Source organism: Burkholderia sp. MSMB1589WGS (assembly GCF_001636105.1).
GTDB lineage: Bacteria > Pseudomonadota > Gammaproteobacteria > Burkholderiales > Burkholderiaceae > Burkholderia > Burkholderia humptydooensis.
In genome coordinates, this window is sequence record NZ_LNJT01000008.1 from 2,777,979 (window position 1) to 2,796,579 (window position 18,601).

Annotated in this window: 17 protein-coding genes and 2 pseudogenes; 4 read left to right on the plus strand and 15 right to left on the minus strand. The window is 69.0% G+C overall.

Going from position 1 to position 18,601, the window contains the following annotated elements; genetic code table 11:
- Positions 1 to 105: 105 nt before the first annotated feature.
- The gene (locus tag WT16_RS29345) at positions 106 to 522 is read left to right on the plus strand and encodes a hypothetical protein (RefSeq protein WP_059929787.1); all 417 of its coding nucleotides are present in this window, start codon (positions 106 to 108) and stop codon (positions 520 to 522) included.
- 83 nt (positions 523 to 605) lie between these two features.
- On the opposite strand, the gene WT16_RS29350 is transcribed toward WT16_RS29345, so the two are convergent.
- The 4 genes and pseudogenes from WT16_RS29350 to WT16_RS29365 all read right to left on the minus strand — a co-directional run bounded on the left by WT16_RS29350 (position 606) and on the right by WT16_RS29365 (position 3,728).
- Positions 606 to 1,565: a universal stress protein gene (locus WT16_RS29350; protein WP_041861913.1), complete on the minus strand. Its 960-nt coding sequence runs from the start codon at positions 1,563 to 1,565 to the stop codon at positions 606 to 608.
- Positions 1,566 to 1,712: 147 nt separating this feature from the next.
- Positions 1,713 to 1,856 (minus strand): annotated as a pseudogene (locus WT16_RS35335) (taurine catabolism dioxygenase TauD); the annotation flags it as partial.
- A gap of 364 nt (positions 1,857 to 2,220) precedes the next feature.
- Positions 2,221 to 3,003 (minus strand): hydroxyethylthiazole kinase, encoded by a 783-nt coding sequence (locus tag WT16_RS29360; protein ID WP_015603156.1) that lies wholly within the window; start codon positions 3,001 to 3,003, stop codon positions 2,221 to 2,223.
- A gap of 167 nt (positions 3,004 to 3,170) precedes the next feature.
- Positions 3,171 to 3,728, minus strand: coding sequence for a PadR family transcriptional regulator (locus WT16_RS29365; RefSeq protein WP_006027188.1), 558 nt, complete (start codon positions 3,726 to 3,728; stop codon positions 3,171 to 3,173).
- A 146-nt stretch (positions 3,729 to 3,874) separates the two neighbouring features.
- On the opposite strand from WT16_RS29365, the gene WT16_RS29370 reads away from it, so the two are divergent.
- The 3 genes from WT16_RS29370 to WT16_RS29380 all read left to right on the plus strand — a co-directional run bounded on the left by WT16_RS29370 (position 3,875) and on the right by WT16_RS29380 (position 7,592).
- Entirely contained in the window at positions 3,875 to 5,896 is a 2,022-nt protein-coding gene (locus tag WT16_RS29370; RefSeq protein ID WP_063534855.1) for an NADPH-dependent 2,4-dienoyl-CoA reductase, read from the plus strand.
- Between the two features lie 76 nt (positions 5,897 to 5,972).
- The gene (locus WT16_RS29375) at positions 5,973 to 6,413 is read left to right on the plus strand and encodes a nuclear transport factor 2 family protein (protein ID WP_063534856.1); all 441 of its coding nucleotides are present in this window, start codon (positions 5,973 to 5,975) and stop codon (positions 6,411 to 6,413) included.
- 405 nt (positions 6,414 to 6,818) lie between these two features.
- Positions 6,819 to 7,592: a helix-turn-helix transcriptional regulator gene (locus WT16_RS29380; RefSeq protein ID WP_009915055.1), complete on the plus strand. Its 774-nt coding sequence runs from the start codon at positions 6,819 to 6,821 to the stop codon at positions 7,590 to 7,592.
- 45 nt (positions 7,593 to 7,637) lie between these two features.
- On the opposite strand, the gene WT16_RS29385 is transcribed toward WT16_RS29380, so the two are convergent.
- From WT16_RS29385 to WT16_RS33345, 11 genes and pseudogenes are all read right to left on the minus strand, one after another.
- A complete protein-coding gene (locus tag WT16_RS29385) occupies positions 7,638 to 9,056 on the minus strand; it encodes a DUF6687 family protein (protein ID WP_063534857.1) in 1,419 nt (472 codons plus the stop codon).
- 18 nt (positions 9,057 to 9,074) lie between these two features.
- The gene (locus tag WT16_RS29390) at positions 9,075 to 9,566 is read right to left on the minus strand and encodes a DUF2165 family protein (protein WP_006027193.1); all 492 of its coding nucleotides are present in this window, start codon (positions 9,564 to 9,566) and stop codon (positions 9,075 to 9,077) included.
- 64 nt (positions 9,567 to 9,630) lie between these two features.
- Complete coding sequence (locus WT16_RS29395; protein WP_015604081.1) at positions 9,631 to 11,034, minus strand: MFS transporter; 1,404 nt, start codon at positions 11,032 to 11,034, stop codon at positions 9,631 to 9,633.
- 32 nt (positions 11,035 to 11,066) lie between these two features.
- A complete protein-coding gene (locus tag WT16_RS29400; RefSeq protein WP_006027195.1) occupies positions 11,067 to 11,933 on the minus strand; it encodes a VOC family protein in 867 nt (288 codons plus the stop codon).
- Positions 11,934 to 11,935: 2 nt separating this feature from the next.
- Entirely contained in the window at positions 11,936 to 12,988 is a 1,053-nt protein-coding gene (locus WT16_RS29405) for a methyltransferase (RefSeq protein ID WP_063534858.1), read from the minus strand.
- 58 nt (positions 12,989 to 13,046) lie between these two features.
- A complete protein-coding gene (gene ribD / locus WT16_RS29410) occupies positions 13,047 to 14,174 on the minus strand; it encodes a bifunctional diaminohydroxyphosphoribosylaminopyrimidine deaminase/5-amino-6-(5-phosphoribosylamino)uracil reductase RibD (protein WP_063534859.1) in 1,128 nt (375 codons plus the stop codon).
- 124 nt (positions 14,175 to 14,298) lie between these two features.
- Complete coding sequence (locus WT16_RS29415) at positions 14,299 to 15,282, minus strand: SUMF1/EgtB/PvdO family nonheme iron enzyme (protein WP_015602818.1); 984 nt, start codon at positions 15,280 to 15,282, stop codon at positions 14,299 to 14,301.
- Positions 15,279 to 15,989: a 1,6-didemethyltoxoflavin N1-methyltransferase gene (locus tag WT16_RS29420; RefSeq protein WP_006027199.1), complete on the minus strand. Its 711-nt coding sequence runs from the start codon at positions 15,987 to 15,989 to the stop codon at positions 15,279 to 15,281. Before WT16_RS29420 ends, WT16_RS29415 begins: the two co-directional genes overlap by 4 nt.
- Entirely contained in the window at positions 15,986 to 17,683 is a 1,698-nt protein-coding gene (locus tag WT16_RS29425; protein ID WP_063534860.1) for a WD40 repeat domain-containing protein, read from the minus strand. The genes WT16_RS29420 and WT16_RS29425 overlap by 4 nt, the downstream gene beginning before the upstream one ends.
- Positions 17,680 to 18,324, minus strand: coding sequence for a GTP cyclohydrolase II (gene ribA, locus WT16_RS29430; protein WP_045554747.1), 645 nt, complete (start codon positions 18,322 to 18,324; stop codon positions 17,680 to 17,682). Before ribA ends, WT16_RS29425 begins: the two co-directional genes overlap by 4 nt.
- An 18-nt stretch (positions 18,325 to 18,342) precedes the next feature.
- Positions 18,343 to 18,548: pseudogene (locus WT16_RS33345) on the minus strand (hypothetical protein); the annotation flags it as partial.
- Between the last annotated feature and the right edge of the window lie 53 nt (positions 18,549 to 18,601).

Consider the following 18,601-nt stretch of genomic DNA (forward strand, 5'->3'; position numbering starts at 1 on the left):
AGCTGTACCTGATTCGTACTCCGCCAGTTTCCCGAAAGACGCGAAAACTCCTTGTCAAGGTCATGTTCGGCCGAGCGAGCAACGAAATAGAAAGGCACGAAGTCGATGGGATTACTGCGGAGTTTCCGAGCGTGGCGCAAGCTGCGGCGTCTGCCGTCGATCAAGATCGAGACGAAGGCGGCCGAAGCGAAGAGCGAGCCCGCGGCGCATGCGAAGTGGGCGGTCGTGATTCGCAGCGCGGATGGCGCACGGGTCGGCGAAGCGACCTACGGCCTTTCGCGACTGACCGACCGGCTGTACGTGCATAGCCTCGAGATCGCGCCGTCGGCGCGGCGGCGCGGCTACGCGCTCGCGTTCCTGATGATGCTGAACCGCTACTACAAGGTGCCGATCGTGCCGATGTCCGACAGGGCGGGCGGCAGTCCGTTCTGGGCCAGCGTGAAGAAGCTGAGGCCGGGCGGCCTTGCCGTGCTGTTCGAGGAAAGAGCCGATGGCGCGGGCATGCCGCCGCCGCACGCATAGCGGCGATTGCCCGGCTCGCGATGCGATGCCGCCACCAAGCTGTCCTGGGGCGTTCGAGCATGACGCGCCGGCCCGCGCCGCGGTCAGGCGTTCGGCCCGTGCACGAGCAGCAACGGAATCTGCGTGAGCCGCGCGACGCGCTGCGCGACGCTGCCGAGCAGCCAGCGCGACACGCCGCGCCGGCCGTGCGTGCCCATCACGAGCAGATCCGCGGGCCAGCGGTCGGCTTCGCGCACGATCGTGTGCGCGACGTCGTCGCTCGTCAGGTCGGTGCTGACCACCGCGGTGCTCGATTGGCCGGGCGCTTCGTCGAGCAGTTGGCGCGCGACGGCGAGCGCCTTCTCGCTTTCCTCGACAAAGGCGTCCTCCAGCATGTGGATCGGCACGAAATCGGTGAGCCGCACCGCGCGGTCGATCACGTAGATCGCGCGCAGATGCGTGTCGGGCGTCGCGAATTGCGCGCCGTAGCGTAACGCGCGCGCGGCGATCGGGCTGCCGTCGGTCGCGAGCAGCACGCGCTTCGGCGCATGCGTGGCCGACTCGACGCCGGGCGGCACGAACAGAATCGCGCAATCCGTCCTCGCGAGCAGCGGCTCGGACACGCTGCCGTCGACCCAGCGCAGCACCCCCTGATACTGATGCGAGCCGACGACGAGCAGATCGGCTTGCCAGTCGCGCGTCTCGTCGAGAAGCGCGTCGACGACGTCGCCGCCTTTCTTCGCGAGATCGACGATCGCCGTTTCGACGGTGACGTCGTCGCGGCCGAAAGTGACCGTCGCGTCGCCGAGCGCGTTCGACGCGTCGTTGACGAGCTCGGTGTGCGCCGCGGCGAATTCGGACGGCGCGAACGTATGCGGCAGCGTGTACGCGCGCGGCGTGTCAACGACGCTGACGAAGCGCACCGTCGCGCCGGCGGGCACCACGTGCTTCAGATAGGCGACGGCGCGCTGCGACGCCTTCGACGCGTCGGTCGCGACGAGAACGCGCTGCGGCAGCGACAGCGGGGCGGGATTCGAGGTATCGGTAGGCATCGTCGACTCCATCAACGTATGAGGCGGACAACGGCCCGTTTATTGTGTGGCACCAGCCTCGCCGTTCGTTGAGCGAAATCAAGCTTTTCGAGCGCCGAGAAAGGGCGTGCGGACGGCGAAACCGGGCCGAGGATCGGCGCGAAACGCCCCGCCGAACGGCTTGAGCGCGAGCAGGTCGTCTCTTTCCGACGATTCGTAGTCGAGGATCACGAAGCCGTAGCGATTGAAGGTTCCGATCATGCCGGAGACATCGTCATCGGTCATCGTGCGGGGAGAGCGGATGGGCAGCGTCACTGCGGACAACGGCAACGCGCCGCCGAACGGCTGGCTGGAATTGCCTCTGAGACGTTTGTTCTGCTGAAGCGGCCGGCGTGCCGAGGAAGCATCGGCGCGCAGTCCGAATGCACGAAATATGGAAAGGGGGAGTGTCTTTTGCCGATGCCCGTATCCGGCACGCGCAATCGAGAAAAGATATTCGAGCGTTTCAAAAACGAAGAATGAGAGAGGCGCGGAGGAAACCGATCGAATCGGCTTTGACGGTTTAAAGAGCGGGCGTCGATTCCCGCATCGCATGGCGGAAAGAAAGGGCGTGAACGCAGCGCGGACGCGCAGCGACGATGCACGCCTGCTTCGTCGGGCGAATCGTCTCGGGCGATCTGTCGCGCGATCATTCCGCGGGATCGAGCAGCGACAATTCGTCGACGAAGCGCACGGCGAACGATGCAGTGCCGCGTGCATCCGCCGCGCGCTCGGCGGCAATCGCATAGATCGCGTGCGCCGCAGCCGTCGCGGCGAGCGGCGCGCCGCGTTGCGCGAGCAGCGCCGCGATCAGCGCGCCGAGCGCGCATCCGGCGCCCGTCACGCGCGTGAGGCGCGCGTCGCCGCCCGCGATGGCGAGCGTCTCGACGCCGTCCGTCACGTAGTCAGTCGGGCCGCTCACCGCGACGACAGCGCCGCTGCGCCGCGCGAGATCGCCGATGAACGCGAGCGCGCTTTCCGGGCTCGCGGTCGTATCGACGCCCTTGCCGGCCGCCGCGCCGCCCGCGAGCGCGATCAGCTCGCTTGCGTTGCCGCGGATCACGGTCGGCTCGAGAGCGAGCAGATCGCGTACGATCGCGTCGTATTCGGGCGCGCCCGCGCCGACCGCGACCGGATCGAGCACCCAGCGCGTGCCTGCCTCCGACGCGGCGCACGCGGCCGCGCGCAGCGTGTCGGCGCCGCTGCTCATCAGCGCGGCCGTGTTGATCCACAGCGCGCCCGCGCCGGCGCCGAAACGCGCGGGCCAGTCGGCCGCGGCTCCGATCGCGGGCGCCGCGCCGACGGCGAGCAGCACGTTCGCGCTCAGGTTCGCGGCGACGTAGTTCGTGAGTCCATAGACGAACGGCGCCGCGTGCTTGACGGCGGCGAACTCGTCGCGAACGAGCGGCGTGTTCCAGTTGACCGATTTCATGTTGTCGTTCCTTATCGCGTCCGCGTATCGTGCGCCCGATCCCGCCTGCGATGGCCGGAAAAGGGCGGCCGCGGCACTGTAAACGTTACGGCGCGCGCATGCATCGATCGCCGTCAAGCCGCCGCGAGTCTTTGCATGATCGCGATGCTCGGCCGCGCGAACCGGCATCACGCGCGGCGCGCCTTCGCTCGCTCGCCGGGCATCGACAGAATGTCGAGCGCCTGCTGCATCAGCTCGATGCTCTGGCTTTCCTGCATGATGCCCGCGTGCAGCACGAGATGCTGCAAGCGCCGCTCCTTCGTGTCCATGCCGTGCGTGAAATCGCGCGCCTCGATCTCGCGGTACAGCGCGAGCTTTTGCCGGTGCAGCTCGAGCCGCCGCCGGATTTCGTCGGCGAGCCCGGTCGGCCCGACGACCGCTTCCGCGCGCAGCCGGATCATCAGCTCGTCGCGCACCGGCTTCGGATTGTCGTGCTGCGCGATCCAGCGCTTCAGCTCCTTGCGGCCCGCAGGCAGGATCCGGTACGCGCGCTTGCGCCCGCGCGCCTGCTCGACGGGCGTCGATTCGACCCAGCCTTCGTCTTCGAGCCGTGCGAGCTCGCGGTAGATCTGTTGATGGGTCGCGTGCCAGAAGTAGCCGATCGAGCGATCGAAGCGGCGCGTCAGCTCGGAGCCGGAGCCCGGGCGTTCGGCGAGGGACGTGAGCAGCGCGTGGGGCAGGGACATTGCGGTGGAGCCGAGGATCGAAATCCCCGCATCTTGCCACACCGCGGGGCGCGCGCCCGTTTAGAGGACGCACTTTATGCAACGCGTTGCATCGGCTGGCGGGCGCCGATATATTTATGCAACCCGTTGCAAAAAAAGAGCGACCGATGACCTTCTATCCCCACCTGACGGCTCCGCTGGAGCTCGGTTTCACATCGCTGAAGAACCGCGTGCTGATGGGCTCGATGCACGTCGGGCTCGAGGAGGCCCCGAACGGCTTCGAGCGGATGGCCGCGTTCTACGCGGAACGCGCGCGCGGCGAGGCCGGGCTCATCGTCACGGGCGGCATCGCGCCGAACGAGCGCGGCCGGATGACGCCCGGCGGCTCGATGCTCGCGACCGAGGAGGAGGCCGAGCGCCATCGGATCGTCACGCGCGCGGTGCACGACGCGGACGGCAAGATCGCGATGCAGATCCTGCATTTCGGCCGCTACGCGCATCACCCGGCGCTCGTCGCGCCGAGCGCGCTGAAGGCGCCGATCAATGCGTTCACGCCGCATGCGCTGTCGGCGAGCGAAGTCGGCGCGACGATCGACGACTTCGCTCGCTGCGCGGCGCTCGCGCAGTACGCGGGCTACGACGGCGTCGAGATCATGGGTTCCGAAGGCTATCTGATCAACGAGTTCATTGCCGCGCGCACGAATCATCGCGACGACGAATGGGGCGGCGCGTACGAAAACCGCATCCGCTTTCCGGTCGAAATCGTGCGGCGCGTGCGCGAGCGGGTCGGCGCGAACTTCATCGTCATTTATCGGCTGTCGATGCTCGATCTCGTCGAAGGCGGCTCGACGCTCGACGAGGTGATCCGCCTCGCGCAGGCGATCGAGGCGGCCGGCGCGACGATCCTGAACACCGGGATCGGCTGGCACGAGGCGCGCATCCCGACGATCGCAACGAAGGTGCCGCGCGCCGCGTACGCGTGGGTGACGAAGCGGCTCGTCGGCCATGTCGGTATTCCGCTCGTCGCGACGAACCGGATCAACACGCCCGAGCTCGCCGAGCAACTGCTCGCCGACGGCTATTGCGACATGGTGTCGATGGCGCGGCCGTTCCTCGCCGATGCGCAGTTCGTGCGCAAGGCGCGCGAAGGGCGCGCGGACGAGATCAACACCTGCATCGGCTGCAATCAGGCGTGCCTCGATCACATCTTCAGCGGCAAGATCACGTCGTGCCTCGTCAACCCGCGCGCATGCCACGAGACCGAGCTCGTGATCGAGCCGGCCGAGCGGCGCAAGCGGATCGCGGTCGTCGGCGCGGGCCCGGCGGGCCTGAGCTTCGCCGTCACGGCCGCCGGGCGCGGGCATCGAGTCGAACTGTTCGAGGCGTCGCCGGAAATCGGCGGGCAGTTCAACATCGCGAAGAAGGTGCCCGGCAAGGAGGAATTTCACGAGACGCTGCGCTATTTCCGCCGGCAGATCGAGCTGCGCGGCGTGACGCTGCACCTGAGCACGCGGGCGGACGTCGCGCGGCTCGCGGGCGGCGGCTTCGACGAAATCGTGCTCGCGACGGGCGTGACGCCGCGCGTGCCCGACATCGACGGCATCGATCACGCGCGCGTGCTCGGCTATCTCGACGTGCTGCGCGACGGCAAGCCGGTCGGCGCGAGCGTCGCCGTGATCGGCGCGGGCGGGATCGGCTTCGACGTCAGCGAATATCTGACGCAGGCGGGCGAGAGCGCGAGCGTCGCGCCGGCAAAGTTCTATGCCGAATGGGGCGTGGACATCGGGCACGACGCGCGCGGCGGCGTGCGCCTGCCGCACGTCGCCGCCGCGCCGCGCGACGTGCATCTGCTGCAGCGCAAGGCGTCGAAGGTGGGCGACGGGCTCGGCAAGACGACGGGCTGGATTCATCGGACGTCGCTGAAGGCGCGGCGCGTCGCGATGTCGTCGAACGTGTCGTACGAGCGGATCGACGACGCCGGGCTGCACGTGCGCATCGACGGCGAGCCGCGGACGCTCCCGGTCGAGAGCGTCGTCGTCTGCGCGGGCCAGGAGCCGCAGCGCGAGCTATACGACGGCCTGCGCGCGGCCGGCTGCTCGGTGCATCTGATCGGCGGCGCGCACGTCGCCGCGGAGCTCGACGCGAAGCGCGCGATCCTGCAGGGGACGACGCTCGCCGCGTCGATCTGACGCGCGCGGATCGCCGCGCCGCGCGACAGTGCAACATCCACGATTTGACCGACTTCGACCGACAAGGAGACGCAACATGACTTCGATTCCCGCCACCGTGCAGCCGGCCGTGCGGCAGTCGCTCGAGCGCTGGCACGCGATGGTCGCCGCGCGCGACATGACCGCGCTCGCCGACATCGCCGATCCGAACGCGGTGTTCCGTTCGCCGATCGCGCATTCGGCCTACGCGGGCGCGCCCGCGCTCGTGCTCGCGATCGGCACGGTCGTCAACGTGTTCGACGATTTCGTCTATCACCGCCAGCTCGTGACCGACGACGGCCTGAGCGTCGTGCTCGAATTCAGCGCGCGGGTGGGCGACAAGCAGTTGAAGGGCATCGATCTGATCCGCTTCGACGAGGCCGGCAAGATCGTCGAGTTCGAGGTGATGGTGCGCCCGGCAAGCGGCCTGCAGGCGCTCGGCGCCGAAATGGGCGCGCGCATCGGCACGCGCCTGCCCGAATTCAAAGCGAATGTGTAAACGACAAGCGAATAAAAATAGAAATAGAGATTTTCGCTTGATAAAACACGAATAGCGCTTTCAGGCTAAATGTTAAGGTTGCATTGCTCTAAACTCCGAAACAGGTCGCGCGGTCGTTGTGCCACGCACGCGTGACGATCCTTTTTATCGATGATTCTCAAATGATGTCGCGGATCGTTTTGTTTCGTTTTGAATAAGCGACGGCCGTGTTTCACGGCGTAGCGGAACACCGATATTCCGATCGTGCTCCAGCGAGCGCGTGTGCCACGCGCGCCGCCCGGCGGCGTTGCGCATACCGGCATGCAGTGATCGATCAAGCAGTGGAGGGACTGTTTCGTCCGCTCGCCTATTTGCGCGTGCGGCGAAAGCGTATATGCGGACAAAAAAATGCCAATCGGAGGCCAGATGACCTGCTTCGTTGACCAATTGAAGTTGATTTTCGATCATTATCCGGGCCTCTGGGGCTGCCAGGACAGCGAGTCACGATTCATTCATGTCAACGATGCGTTCGCGAAAGTGGTTGGCGTGCGCGATCCGCGCGAGCTCGAGAACAAATCAGCGTTCGATCTGCCATGCGGATCGTCGAATTGTGCGGCCCAATTCCAGGCCCAGGACCGCGAGGTGCGCGAAACCGGCCGGGCGATCAAGGTGCTCGACATCCATCCGTACGCATCGGGTGTCTGGATGGCGTTCGTCTTCACGAAGATTCCGCTCGTCGACCGGAACGAGGAGATCGTCGGCACGATCTTCCATGCGACGGAGCTGTCACAGATCGACATGATCACGCTCGGCCGCGTGATCGGCGATTCGTACGCGGGCAAGCGGATCGGCGGTCCCGTCGAGCAAGGCTCGTACCGGATCGATTCGCCGAAGGACGCGCGCGAGCTGACCGAGCGCGAGCGGCAGGTGTTGTTCTTCCTCGCGCGCAACAAGACGGCGAAGGACATTGCGAACATTCTCGGGCTGTCGGCGCGCACGATCGAGCAATACATGGAAAACCTGCGCTGCAAGTTCTCCGCGTCGAGCAAGAACGAATTGATCGATCTCGCCGCGGGCGCGGGCTATTGCAACCGGATTCCGCAGTCGCTGCTGCGCAACCAGCTATCTGTCGTGCTGGAACGCGGAGAGCCGCAGATGCGCGACGATGCGTGCCCGCCTGCGCTCATCGCGATGCTTTAGGGTTTGCTCACTGTTCGCGCAAGCCCGTGATTGCGTGAACAGCCGCTAGCCGAGCGCGCCGCCCGCGGCGCAAGCGGACGACGCATTGTCGCGCCGCCCGGCCTCGGGCGTCGGCTCCCAGGCGGCGGGCGCGACCGCGAGCAGCCGCTTCAGCTCGCTCACGATCGCATCCGCCGGTATGCCGCTCGATCGCGCGCCGTCGTGGCCGAGCCTCGGCATGATGTGCTGCACGCCGTCGTACCGCCAGCGGCACGCGTGCGGCTCGGCCGCCTGCAGCGCGCGCGCGAGGATCGACAGGTCGCGCCGCGGCCGGGGCGCCGCCGACACGCGCTCGACCCAACCCTCGTAGCGCTGATGCACGACGACGTCGCCGTGCGCGACGATCGCGAGCGTCGACAGCGGCGTGCGGTTGTGAAAGGCGATCGGCGACAGGCCGAAATAGCGCTGCGACGCGCATCCGCGCGGCGCGCGGGCGTCGGGCAGGCGAAACACCGCGAGATCGAGCGCCGGATGCTGCTCGAGCGTCGCGTCGGGATGGTCGAGCAGCGCTTCCGTCGCCGCATGGTGCCGATCGGCGTCGCGCCACAGCTCGTCGGGCGGCGACGGCGCGTCGAGCAGGTCGCGCAGCGCGGGCAGCATCGCACGGAAGATCCGCGCGATGCGCGTGCCCTCGTCGCCGGGCGTGCCGATCTCGCGCGACGTGTGCGCGACGATGGCGTTCAGCGCGAACGCGAGCCGCCGCGCCGCATCCGAGCGGCCGCGCGCGAAATCGCCGAAGCGCGCGACATCGACAAGCAGCGCGTGGTGGCGCAGCGCATGGTCGGGCGCGACGAGGCCGTATACCGACGCGAGCCCGTCGAGATCGAAGTGATCGGTCGTCACATGGCGCACGTCGGGATCGTCGGTCATCTCGGGCGCGAAGCGCAGCACGCTCTCGGTCGACAGGTTCGCCTTGTAGCGCGCGGGCGTGCGGTTCGCCGGCCAGTGCGACAGCGTGAGCCGCGTGGCCGCGTTGTGCGTCGCGTCCGCCGAGATGTTCGGCACGTCGCGCGCATGCTCGAACGGCAGGAACGCGAGCCGGCAGCCGGGCGAAAGGCGGACGGCGTCCGTTCGCGGCTGCGGCGCGGCCGTCGACGACGGCCGCTCGAGCCCGCCCGGGTGCGCGAGCGCGGCGGCGAGGCGGGCGGCGTCGGTCGCGGCGTCGCGCAGCGCGAGTTCGCCATGACCGCCGAAATCGTAGTGGAGCGTGCCGAGATTGCTGCGCCGCAGGTCGTAAGGATTGCCGTCGTGCGTGAGCGCACCGTCGCCCGCGATCAGATTTTGCAGGTCGATGAACCGATTGTCGCGGATCGCGACGATGCGGCCCGCGAGCAGCCGCAGCTCGAAGCCGTCGAGCCGGGCCGCGACGTCGTCGTCGAACTGCACGGCGTGATCGCCGTCGTGGAGGGGAAGCAGGGTGGTCATCGCAGGGATTCCGTCAAATCAGGGTGTCGTACCGAGGTGGAACAGCAGATAGGCGGCGATCGACCAGACGACGAGCGCGATGTGCGTCAGTTGCAGGCCTTCCTGGCGTATCCAGTAGCCGTACCACAGCCCACCGAGCAGCAGCACGAGCGCGCATGCGGCGAAGCCGGCCACGCCGGCGTCGAGCCACGGCAGCGCGGCCGCGTGCGGCGCCGCCGTCGCGAGCAGCAGCCGGACGCCGCCCCACATCGCGATCGCGGTGAACGCCTGCAACAGCACGATGATCGCGAGCGCGGCGCGGTGCAGCGCGCGAGAAGCCGTCGCGCGGCGCAGCAGCGGCGTGTCGACGGGGGGACCCTGCTTCAGCAGCGCCATGCCCATCGTGCGGCCGACGGTGTTCGTCGTCGCGGCGAACGTCTGCACGTTATTGATCGTGACGATCGTCGCCCACCCGGCGATCGCGAACGCGTGCAGGGTCTTGAACAGATCGACGCCGGTCAGCGGGATCATCGTGCGCCCCCTTTCGCCGGACGCGGCCGGACGATGCGCGCCCCGTTCGGCGCATGCGCGGCGCTCATCGGATGCGCACGCGACGCGCGACGACCGCGGCGAGCACGGGCGCCGCCGCGAACACCGCGAATAGCCACGCGGCCGCATGCTGCGCGCCGGCGAGGCCGCCCGGCTCCGAGAAGCCCGCGAGGTTCGCGACGAGGCCCGCGAGCGCGGAGCCGATCGCGGTCGCGTAGAGCTGGACGGTCGTGATCGACGTCGACGCGAGGTCTTCCTGGCCCGCCGGCGCGTTCGTCAGCACCTGCGTGAGCAGGTGCGGCCAGCCGACGCCGATGCCGACGCCCACCGCCGCGAGCGCCGCGCACAGCGCCGCGAGACCGGGGCCGCCGGCAAGCAGATGCTGCGGGGGCACGACGATCGCGAGCGCGACGAGCGCGATCGTGACGACGAGCGGGCCGCCGCGCACGAGCGCCTTTGCGGCGCTCGCGCCGCGCCCGGAACTGAACAGCGAGCCGACGGTCCAGCCCGCCGCCATCAGCGCGGTCAGATACCCGGCGACGAGCGGCGGATAGCCGTGGATGATCTGCAGGAAATACGGCACGAAGATCTCGGTCGTCATCCCGATCACGAGCAGGCTCATGCATGCGTAGATCGCGCCGAGCGGCGCGCGCACGTCGTATGCGCCCGTCGGCAGCAGCCGGATCGTCGCGCCGCGCTCGACGCGCGCGATCAGCAGCGCGATCGCGAGGCCGGCGGCGACGCCCGCGACGTTCGCGACGATCTCCTTCGACAGGCTCGCGACCGACACGACGAGCACCGACACCGCGAGCAGCAGGATCTTGCCGATCGCTGGCCGCGCGGCCCGCGCGCCCGACGCCTCGCGCGCGGGCAACTGGACGATCACGATCAGCGCGAGCACGGCGGCGACGGGCACGAGCGCGACGAACGCGAACCGCCACGTGCCCGACTGCGCGAAGACCCCGCCGATCGCGGGTCCGCACAGCGTCGCGACGCCCCACATGCCGGACACCATCGCCATCGCCCGCGACCACAGCCGCTCGTCGAACACGATGCGGATCAGCGCGTAGCTGAGCGCGAACAGGATGCCGCCGCCGAAGCCTTGCGCGGCGCGGCCGGCGAGCATCCATGGCATGTCCTTCGCGAGCGCGCACGCGAGCGTGCCCGCGCAGAACACGACGAGCGCGACGAGATACGCGGCGCGCGGACCGAACCGGCTCAGCACGTTCGCGGACAGCGGCGCGCCGATGATCGAGGCGGCCATGAACAGCGTGGTGTTCCATGCGTAATACTCGAGCCCGCCGATGTCGCGCACGACCGAAGGCAGGATCGTCGTCGCGATGTAGATGTTGATCGCGTGCAGCGCGACACCGCCGGCCAGCGCGATCGAGCGCAAGCCGTTGCGGCCGGACAGCAGCTCTCCCCACGAAGGGGCGGTGATGGAACTCATGGACTACCTCGTCAGTTGCTGGGTTGGGTTTGTCAGGATGGCGACAGATGCTGCGAGATCAGTTGCGGATTGCTCTCGAGCATCTCGATCTCCGGCGAATAGACTTCGATCTCGAGCCCGTCGGGGTCCTGAAAGTAGAACGCGGTGCGCACGCGGTCGGGGCCCGCGTGATATCCGGGCGCGGGGCCGTTGCCCTTGACGATCCGGATGCCGCCGTCCGCCTCGACGAGCGCGGCGATCGTCTTCACGCCGTCCGGGTCCGCGCGCACGCCGAAGTGATAGCCGGGCGGGTAGGCGACGGCGTCTGCCTGCTCGATGAAGAAATCGAAGCCGTTCAGCTCCATTACAACCTTCTTCGGGCCGAGGTTGTAGCAGTACGACGCTCCGAAGATTCGGCGGTAGAAGTCGACTGACCGGTCGAGATCGCGCGCGAGGATGTTGATGTGGTTCACGCGCAGCTCGCGCGGCCGGCCTTGCTCGGGCGCGTCGCGCAGCCGGCGCCACATCTTGATGCACGCGGCGAACGTCGCGAAGCTCGCGAGCCAGTCGCGCGCGATGTCGGACGACGCGTCGGCCGTCTTCAGCGAGAGCGCGAGCGGATAGCAGAACGCGCCCGGAAGGCCTTCGCGCCAGATCGCGGGCGCTTCGCCTTCGTTGCCGGCCGCACCGATGCGGATCTGCGCGGCGGCCGCCCAGCCGGCCGGGCCGGCGCGCTCGGCGTGCGCCGCCGCGGCCGACGCCGAGCGCGACAGCACGAACACGCCGTCGGGCGCGGGGCCGTCGGCCTGCGGCGCGCGCAGCCGATAGCCAGCCGCCGCGCACTGCGCGGACAGCGTGTGCGTGATTCGCTGCGCATCGGCCGGGGAGGCGTCGAGATTGATCAGTTCGAAGACGAGCATGGTTAGACCTCGCTGGCGGAACGTTGACCGGTGAGCAGCGTGTAGCGGCCGATCGACCGCTCGCCGACGGCGAAGCCGTGGTCGCGCACGACGTTCGCGATCCACGGCGTCGGGTGCAGCTCGCCGTGATTCGTGTTCACCATCATGTGCAACGAGAAATCGGCGGACAGCGCGGGCGTCACGCGGTCGTCGTGCATCGTCATCGTGAGGATCAGCAGCGCGCCGCCGGGCTTCACGAGGCGCGCCGCGTGGCCGATCACCGCGCGGGCTTCCGGATCGTCGAAGTAGTGCAGGCAATCGTTGAGCATCACGACGTCCGCCGCGCCGCCCTCGAAATTGCGCGCATCGAGCAGGTTCTTCTCGAAGAACTCGACGCGCCCGCCAAGGCCGTGCGCGTGGATCGTCTTGCGCGCGGCGTCGCGGGTCGTCGGCAGATCCCAGATCTCGCCCGTCAACTGCGGATGGCAGCGCAGCACCTGCGCGAGATACGTGCCGTGGCCGCCCGCGAGGTCGATCACGGTGCGCGCGCGCGCGAACACGCCGAGCTCGCTCACGACGTCGACCATCGGCTGGCTCAGGCGCACCATCGCGTCGTTGAACGCGTCGCGCGCGCGCGTGTCGTGCGCGAAGCGGCTTTCCTGCTGGAACGCGAGCGGCTTTTCGCTGCGCAGGATTTCGCCGAGGCGCGGCCAGTTGTCCCATTGAAGGTGCTGGTGCTCGACGATCGGGCCGATGTAGTCGGCGCTCGTCGTCGTCAGGTAGCGCGCGGTCAGCCCGGTGTTGCGGAACGCGCCGCCTTCCTTCGTCAGCAGGCCGAGCGCGACGAGCGCATGCAACAGGATCGCCGCCTTGCCCTCGACCATGCCGAAGCTCGCCGCGACTTCGGCCGGCGTGCGGTGCGTCTGCGTGAGGTCGAACAGCTTGTCGGCGACGGCGTAATGAAGGATCGCCGATTGCCGGTATTGATCGGACAGCTTCACCAGATCGACGACCGAAGTCAGTGCCGCCTTGTCTTCGGTCGACTCGTAGATGGTCTCGACTGCGGGTGCGTTCATTGAGGTCCTCGTTCGATGTGGTCCTGAAATAGGCCGGTGCGCGGCTTGCGCCGCGCGGCTATGGGCTGACGCTTGACTCGGGGCGCTCGGGCATGCGCGCGCGCCGGCGCAGCAGGACCCGCTGGCCGCAGCCGAGCGCGAGATGATGGAGCGGCCGCAGGCCCCAGCGGTGCGCGACGCCGTCGACCGACGCGGCGAGCCACGGCGCAGGCGCAGGCGCGCCGCAGCGCGACGGGTGCACGTACAGCAGCAGCTCGTCGGCGAGATCGCTGTCGAACAACGCGTCGCACAGCGCGGGATCGGCGTCGACGAACAGCTCGTTGACGCCTTGCGCGGCGAGGCGCGCGAAGGCGTCGGGCAGGCGCAGGTCGGCGTCCGGATCGGCCGATGCGCGGGGGCGCCTCGCATCGTCGACGCGCGCGTTTTCGCAAGGGGCGACGGTGGGCGCACCTTCGTCTTCGCGATGGAGCGCGAGCGTGGGCACGCCGTCCGTCGTCGCGCTCGCCGCGGCGAGCGCCGCGCAGTCGCGTGCGCGGACGACGTAGCGCGGCGCGGCGCCGCTTCGCCCGGCGGCGCGGATCGCGTCGTGCGCGTGCGAGAGCACGACCGAGCTGCGCGCGCGCCAATGCCGGATGTCGTCGCGCGATTCGGATCGCATCGCGTCGAGCACCGTCCGGTCGATCGCGTCGAGCGGCCGGCCGATCGACACGGTCAGCTTCGCGCGCGTCCACGGCCGGCCGCGCTCGATCCGGCTGAAAAAGCCGATGTTCAGCTCGCGCGCCTGCGCTTCCAGCAGCCCTTGCTCGACGACGATGCCCGCGCCGGCGAGGTGCGCGATTCCGCGTCCCGCGACCTGCTCGAACGGATCGCGCGCGGCGATCACGACGCGCGCGACGCCCGCCGCGACGAGCGCGTTCGCGCACGGCGGCGTCCTGCCGAAATGCGCGCACGGCTCGAGCGTCACGTAGGCGGTCGCGCCGCGTGCGCGCTCGCCCGCTTCGCGCAGCGCGTGCACTTCCGCGTGCGGCTCGCCCGCGCGCCGGTGCCAGCCGGTGCCGAGCGTCTGCCCGCCGCGCGCGATCACGCAACCGACGCGCGGATTCGGATGCGTCGTGTAGAGACCCTGTTCGGCGAGCCGCAGCGCATGGGCCATGTGCGCGCGGTCGATGTCGGAGAACGCGCTCATCGCCGGCGATCCGTCCGGTCAGTCCGGTCCGCCGAAGGCGCGGCGCATGCCGCCCGCTTCGCGCGGGGGCGGGCGAGGCGCGCCGGGGCGGGGCGCACGCGCCGGTTGGCGATCGATCCGGCGCTCATCGCGACTCCGCGAGCCGGAAGCCCATTGCGTAGATGTCGCGCTGATAGCGGCCGTGGCGGCGCGCGCAGCGCGCGAGATCGCCGAAGCGCGTGAAGCTGCCGCCGCGCGCGATCCGGTAGCTGCCCTGCGTGACGGCGAGGTCGTCGGCGATCGGCTCGCCGCCCGGATACGGTCGATAGTCGTCCGACACGTATTCCTCGACGTTGCCGGCAAGATCGTCGACGCCGAACGCGCTGCGGCCGAGCGGGAAAATGCCGACGGGCGTCGTCGACAGCGGCCCGGCCTCGACCGTGTTCGCCGCGCGCGGATCGAACGCGTCGCCCCACGGGTACTCGGCGCCCGTGCCGCCCGACGCCGCGTATTCCCATTCGGCCTCGGTCGGCAGCCGGAAGCGCCGGCCGGTCGCTTCGCTCAGCCAGTCCGCATATGCGTCGGCGGCCTCGGCGGGCACCGACCAGACCGGATGGTTCGCGCGCTCGACCGGATAGACGCCGAACGTCCAGGCGCTCGGCAGCCAGCGTGCGCCCGTTTCCTCGAGGAACAGCCGGTATTCGAGGTTCGTGACGGGGTAGCGCATCACGCGGTACGCGGCGAGCTCGGCCGTATAGCGCGGGCATTCCTTCTCGATCCATTCGCCGGTCACGCCGACGCGCGCCCATTCGGCGATCACCTGCGGCACGCGCTCGGGCTCGGTGCCGAGCCGCGCCTGCGCGGCAGGCACGTCGCACATCTGCGGATCGAGCGGGCGGATGCGCGGGTCGCCCGCGAATCCGAGCAGCGTGCCCGCCGCATAGCGCCGCTCGAACGGCGCGTCGGCATCCTCGGCGATCGCGATCCACTGCGCGCTCGTCATGCGCAGCAAGTCGACGTGCGTCGAGAAGACCGTCGCGCTCGTGCGCGCGACGAACAAGTCGTCCGGCAGCGCCATTGCCGCGCGATCGCTGAGACGGTTCGGGTTATCGGCCAGCTTGAACGTCATGGGCATCCACTCGCGTCAGTCGGATCGGATTTGCGGACCGTCATCACCAGGTAGTGCAGGCCGGCTTTCGGCCGCGGCACCCGCTGGCTGCCGACGGGCGTGAAATGCGCGGCGCCCAGCAGTTCGGCGAGCTCGGGCTCGGTGAACTCGCGATAGAGGCGCTGCGCGTGATTCGCGTAGAGCCGGCCGGGGCCGTCGGATTCGAACACCGAGATCGTGAAGAGCCCGCCCGGCCGCAGCAGGGCGTGAATGCGCGCGAGGTACGCGCGATACGCGTCCGGATGCTGGTGATGCAAGCAGCCGTTGTCGAGCGCGCCGTCGAAGCGGGCCGCGCCTTCGAGCTCGGTCACGGGGCGCGCGACGAAGCGCACGCGCTCGCCCCAGCGCTGCGCGAGCTGCGCCCATTCGGGCGGCTCGACGAGGTCGACCGCCGTCACCCGGTGCCCGTGCTCGAGGAGGTACGCGGTGTCGCGGCCGCGGCCCGCGCCCGCGTCGAGGATGTCGGCGCTCGCGCCGAGATGCGCGTGCAGGATCGCGCTCGCCGGGCGCATCGCCGCCTCGTCGGTCCAGACGTCGCGGCCGTCGTGATAGCTCGACACGAAATCCGAGCGCAGCACCGCCGCGTATTCGCGCGGCGCCGCGAGCGGCCCGTCGACGGGCGCGATCGTGCGCTGCGCATCGATGTAGTGCGGTTCGGTGGCGCTCATGCGTGCTCCAGCGGGATGCGGTACACGTTGCCGTCGTACGAGCTCGCGACGAACGCGCGCGCGGCCGGATCGTACGCGAGCGACGACACGCCCGCCGTCGTCACGCGCGCGTCGATCGCCCAGCGCGCGCCGGTGCGATCGTAGACGGCGACGCGGCCGTTGTAGCTGCCCGTCGCGACATAGCGCCCGTCGGCACTCGCCGCGACGCACTTGATCGAGTGCGTGTGCGGCGTCGCGATCACGTCCGCGTGATGGTCCGGCGACCAGATCCGCAGCTTCAGGTCGCGGCTCACGGACGCGAAATAGCCTTCGCCGAGGCCCGCGCAGCCGTTCGCGATCTTGTCGTGCGCGTGCTTGAGCTCGAACACCGGCTCGAGCGTCGACGCGCGATACCAGCTTGCCGACGCGTCGGCCGCGACCGAGAAGATCAGGTCGCCGGAGATCGCGATGCCCTTGACCGCGTTCGCGTGCAGCGGCAGATCGGTCACATGCGTCGCCCGCTTGCCGTCGATGCGCAGCACGATGCCTTCGCCGGTGTACGCGCCGATCACCGCGTGCGCCGCGCCGTCGCGCGCGAACGCCACGCCGCAGTTCAGCGGCGACCGATGCTGATGCAGCTCGCGGCCGCTGCGCGCGTCGAACACCTTGCCGAGCTGGCCGCCCGTCACGATCAGCTCGCCCGCCGGTGTAAGGAAATTGCACAGGCTGCCCGTGCGCGCATGCTCGCGCTGCTCGACGCGCACGATGCCCGCGTCGCCGATCGTCCACAGATGGCCGTCGACGGGCTGCACCGCGTTCACGCCGTGCGTCGGCGGCAGCTCGGCCGCGTCCCAGCGCTCGGTCTTCCAGTTGTAGCGGCGGTAGCTCGAATGGAACGTCGAGAACACGATGTGCTCGTCGCCCTCGAACGAGCACGAGCGCGGCCACACCTCGGGCGGCAGCGCCGCGCCGCCGAGCGCCTGCGGCTCGCCGGCCGCGCCGATCTTCCAGAGCCGCATCGTGCGGTCATACGACAGCGACACGAGCAGGCCCCGGTCGCCATCGAGCACGAGGCGCTTCACGCCCGCGTCGTGCGCGTCGATCGTCGCGCGCGCGCCGTCGGCGCCGATCGCGATGATCTCGCCTTCGTCGTTGCCCGCGAAAATGCGTCCGTCGGCGGCGATCGCGATCGTGTCGGTCTCGATGCCGTCGAGATCGATGTCGGCGACGAGGCCGTTCTTCGCGAGCGACCAGCGCTTGATCGTGCCGTCGTCGCTCGATGACACGATCTCGTCGGCGCCGCGCATCCATTCGACCGAGATCACGTCGGCGGTGTGGCCGCCGAACGTGTGCAGCAGCTTGCCGCCGAAATCGTAGACCCGCACGCGGTGATCGCGCGACGCGGTCGCGACGAGCGGCTTGTCCGGATGGAACACGCTCATCTCGACATCGTCCTCCTGGTCGGCAAATACGGCGACGAGCCGCAGATCGGGCACGGTCCAGAGGCGGGCGCTGTAATCGGACGACGACGTGACGACGTACGCGCCGTCGGGCGAGAACGCCCCCTGGTTCGCGAGGTGGTCGTGCATCGCGCGGGCGAGCGGACGCTGGGTCTTCGCGTCCCACAGGATGACCTGGTTGTCGTAACCGGCCGTCAGGACGTACTGGTCGCGGTGCGCGGCAATCCCGCTGATCGGTGCGCGGTGAGTGATCATTGGAGTTCCTGGCTGAGGTTGATGGCGTGACGGTGGTGATCGATCTTCGCGCGCAGGTAGCCGTGGTTCGTGGTGTTGACGAACACCCCCGTCTGCCTCACGCGCCGAATCCGGATGCCGTGCCTTTCGATCTGCGAGACCTTGTCCGGGTTGTTGGTGACGAGCGAGATCTCGGTGACGCCGAGCGCCTGCAGCATTTGCGCGGCGACGCGGAAATCGCGCATGTCGTCGGGGAAGTTCAGCGCGCGGTTCGCGGCGAACGTGTCGAGGCCTTGCGCGATCTGCAGGCGGTACGCGTCGAGCTTGTTGTACAACCCGATGCCGCGGCCTTCCTGGCGCAGATAGAGCAGGATGCCGCCTTCGCGGCCGAACATCGCGACCGACTCGTCGAGCTGCTCGCCGCAATCGCAGCGCGCGGAGCCGAACACATCGCCCGTCAGGCACTCGGAATGCACGCGCACGAGCGGCGCGTCGGCGAGCGGCCCGAAAACGAGCGCGAGATGCTCGGCGCTGTCGCACAGGCCCTGGAACGTCACCATCTCGGGCTCGAACCGCTGTTGCGCGGTGCGCGGACGAATGGGGACCTTGACGCGCGTACGGACGGACGCGCTCAGCGTTGGGGGGATTCGACCATCGTTCATGCTGTGCCTCAAGGTTATTCAACATTGAGATACGCATCGCGAAGAACACGGAAGTCTTTTGGGATTGTTGTGTCGAATGCTTGAATCGATTTCCGGGTTGTTGCTGTCTCTCGGGTTCTAGGCGAGCTCTTGATTGGCTGCTGCGTCCGATTGTGCAAAAGCATCGCCGATTGTGCATCCGTACCGATTACGGTATCGCCGGTCATTTTCCGATCCGCTTTTCGATTCGTTTCCGATTCGTTTCCGATCCGCTTCATCGCCGCGCGGTTGGTTGCGC

Coding starts and splice junctions, on each gene's coding strand:
- WT16_RS29365 (WP_006027188.1), bottom strand. CDS start 3,728: ATGTCCCTGCCCCACGCGCTGCTCACGTCCCTCGCCGAACGCCCGGGC.
- WT16_RS29345 (WP_059929787.1), top strand. CDS start 106: ATGGGATTACTGCGGAGTTTCCGAGCGTGGCGCAAGCTGCGGCGTCTG.
- WT16_RS29385 (WP_063534857.1), bottom strand. CDS start 9,056: ATGACCACCCTGCTTCCCCTCCACGACGGCGATCACGCCGTGCAGTTC.
- WT16_RS29390 (WP_006027193.1), bottom strand. CDS start 9,566: ATGATCCCGCTGACCGGCGTCGATCTGTTCAAGACCCTGCACGCGTTC.
- WT16_RS29370 (WP_063534855.1), top strand. CDS start 3,875: ATGACCTTCTATCCCCACCTGACGGCTCCGCTGGAGCTCGGTTTCACA.
- WT16_RS29380 (WP_009915055.1), top strand. CDS start 6,819: ATGACCTGCTTCGTTGACCAATTGAAGTTGATTTTCGATCATTATCCG.
- WT16_RS29415 (WP_015602818.1), bottom strand. CDS start 15,282: ATGACGTTCAAGCTGGCCGATAACCCGAACCGTCTCAGCGATCGCGCG.
- WT16_RS29395 (WP_015604081.1), bottom strand. CDS start 11,034: ATGAGTTCCATCACCGCCCCTTCGTGGGGAGAGCTGCTGTCCGGCCGC.
- WT16_RS29425 (WP_063534860.1), bottom strand. CDS start 17,683: ATGATCACTCACCGCGCACCGATCAGCGGGATTGCCGCGCACCGCGAC.
- WT16_RS29350 (WP_041861913.1), bottom strand. CDS start 1,565: ATGGAGTCGACGATGCCTACCGATACCTCGAATCCCGCCCCGCTGTCG.
- WT16_RS29420 (WP_006027199.1), bottom strand. CDS start 15,989: ATGAGCGCCACCGAACCGCACTACATCGATGCGCAGCGCACGATCGCG.
- WT16_RS29400 (WP_006027195.1), bottom strand. CDS start 11,933: ATGCTCGTCTTCGAACTGATCAATCTCGACGCCTCCCCGGCCGATGCG.
- WT16_RS29405 (WP_063534858.1), bottom strand. CDS start 12,988: ATGAACGCACCCGCAGTCGAGACCATCTACGAGTCGACCGAAGACAAG.
- WT16_RS29360 (WP_015603156.1), bottom strand. CDS start 3,003: ATGAAATCGGTCAACTGGAACACGCCGCTCGTTCGCGACGAGTTCGCC.
- ribD (WP_063534859.1), bottom strand. CDS start 14,174: ATGAGCGCGTTCTCCGACATCGACCGCGCGCACATGGCCCATGCGCTG.
- WT16_RS29375 (WP_063534856.1), top strand. CDS start 5,973: ATGACTTCGATTCCCGCCACCGTGCAGCCGGCCGTGCGGCAGTCGCTC.
- ribA (WP_045554747.1), bottom strand. CDS start 18,324: ATGAACGATGGTCGAATCCCCCCAACGCTGAGCGCGTCCGTCCGTACG.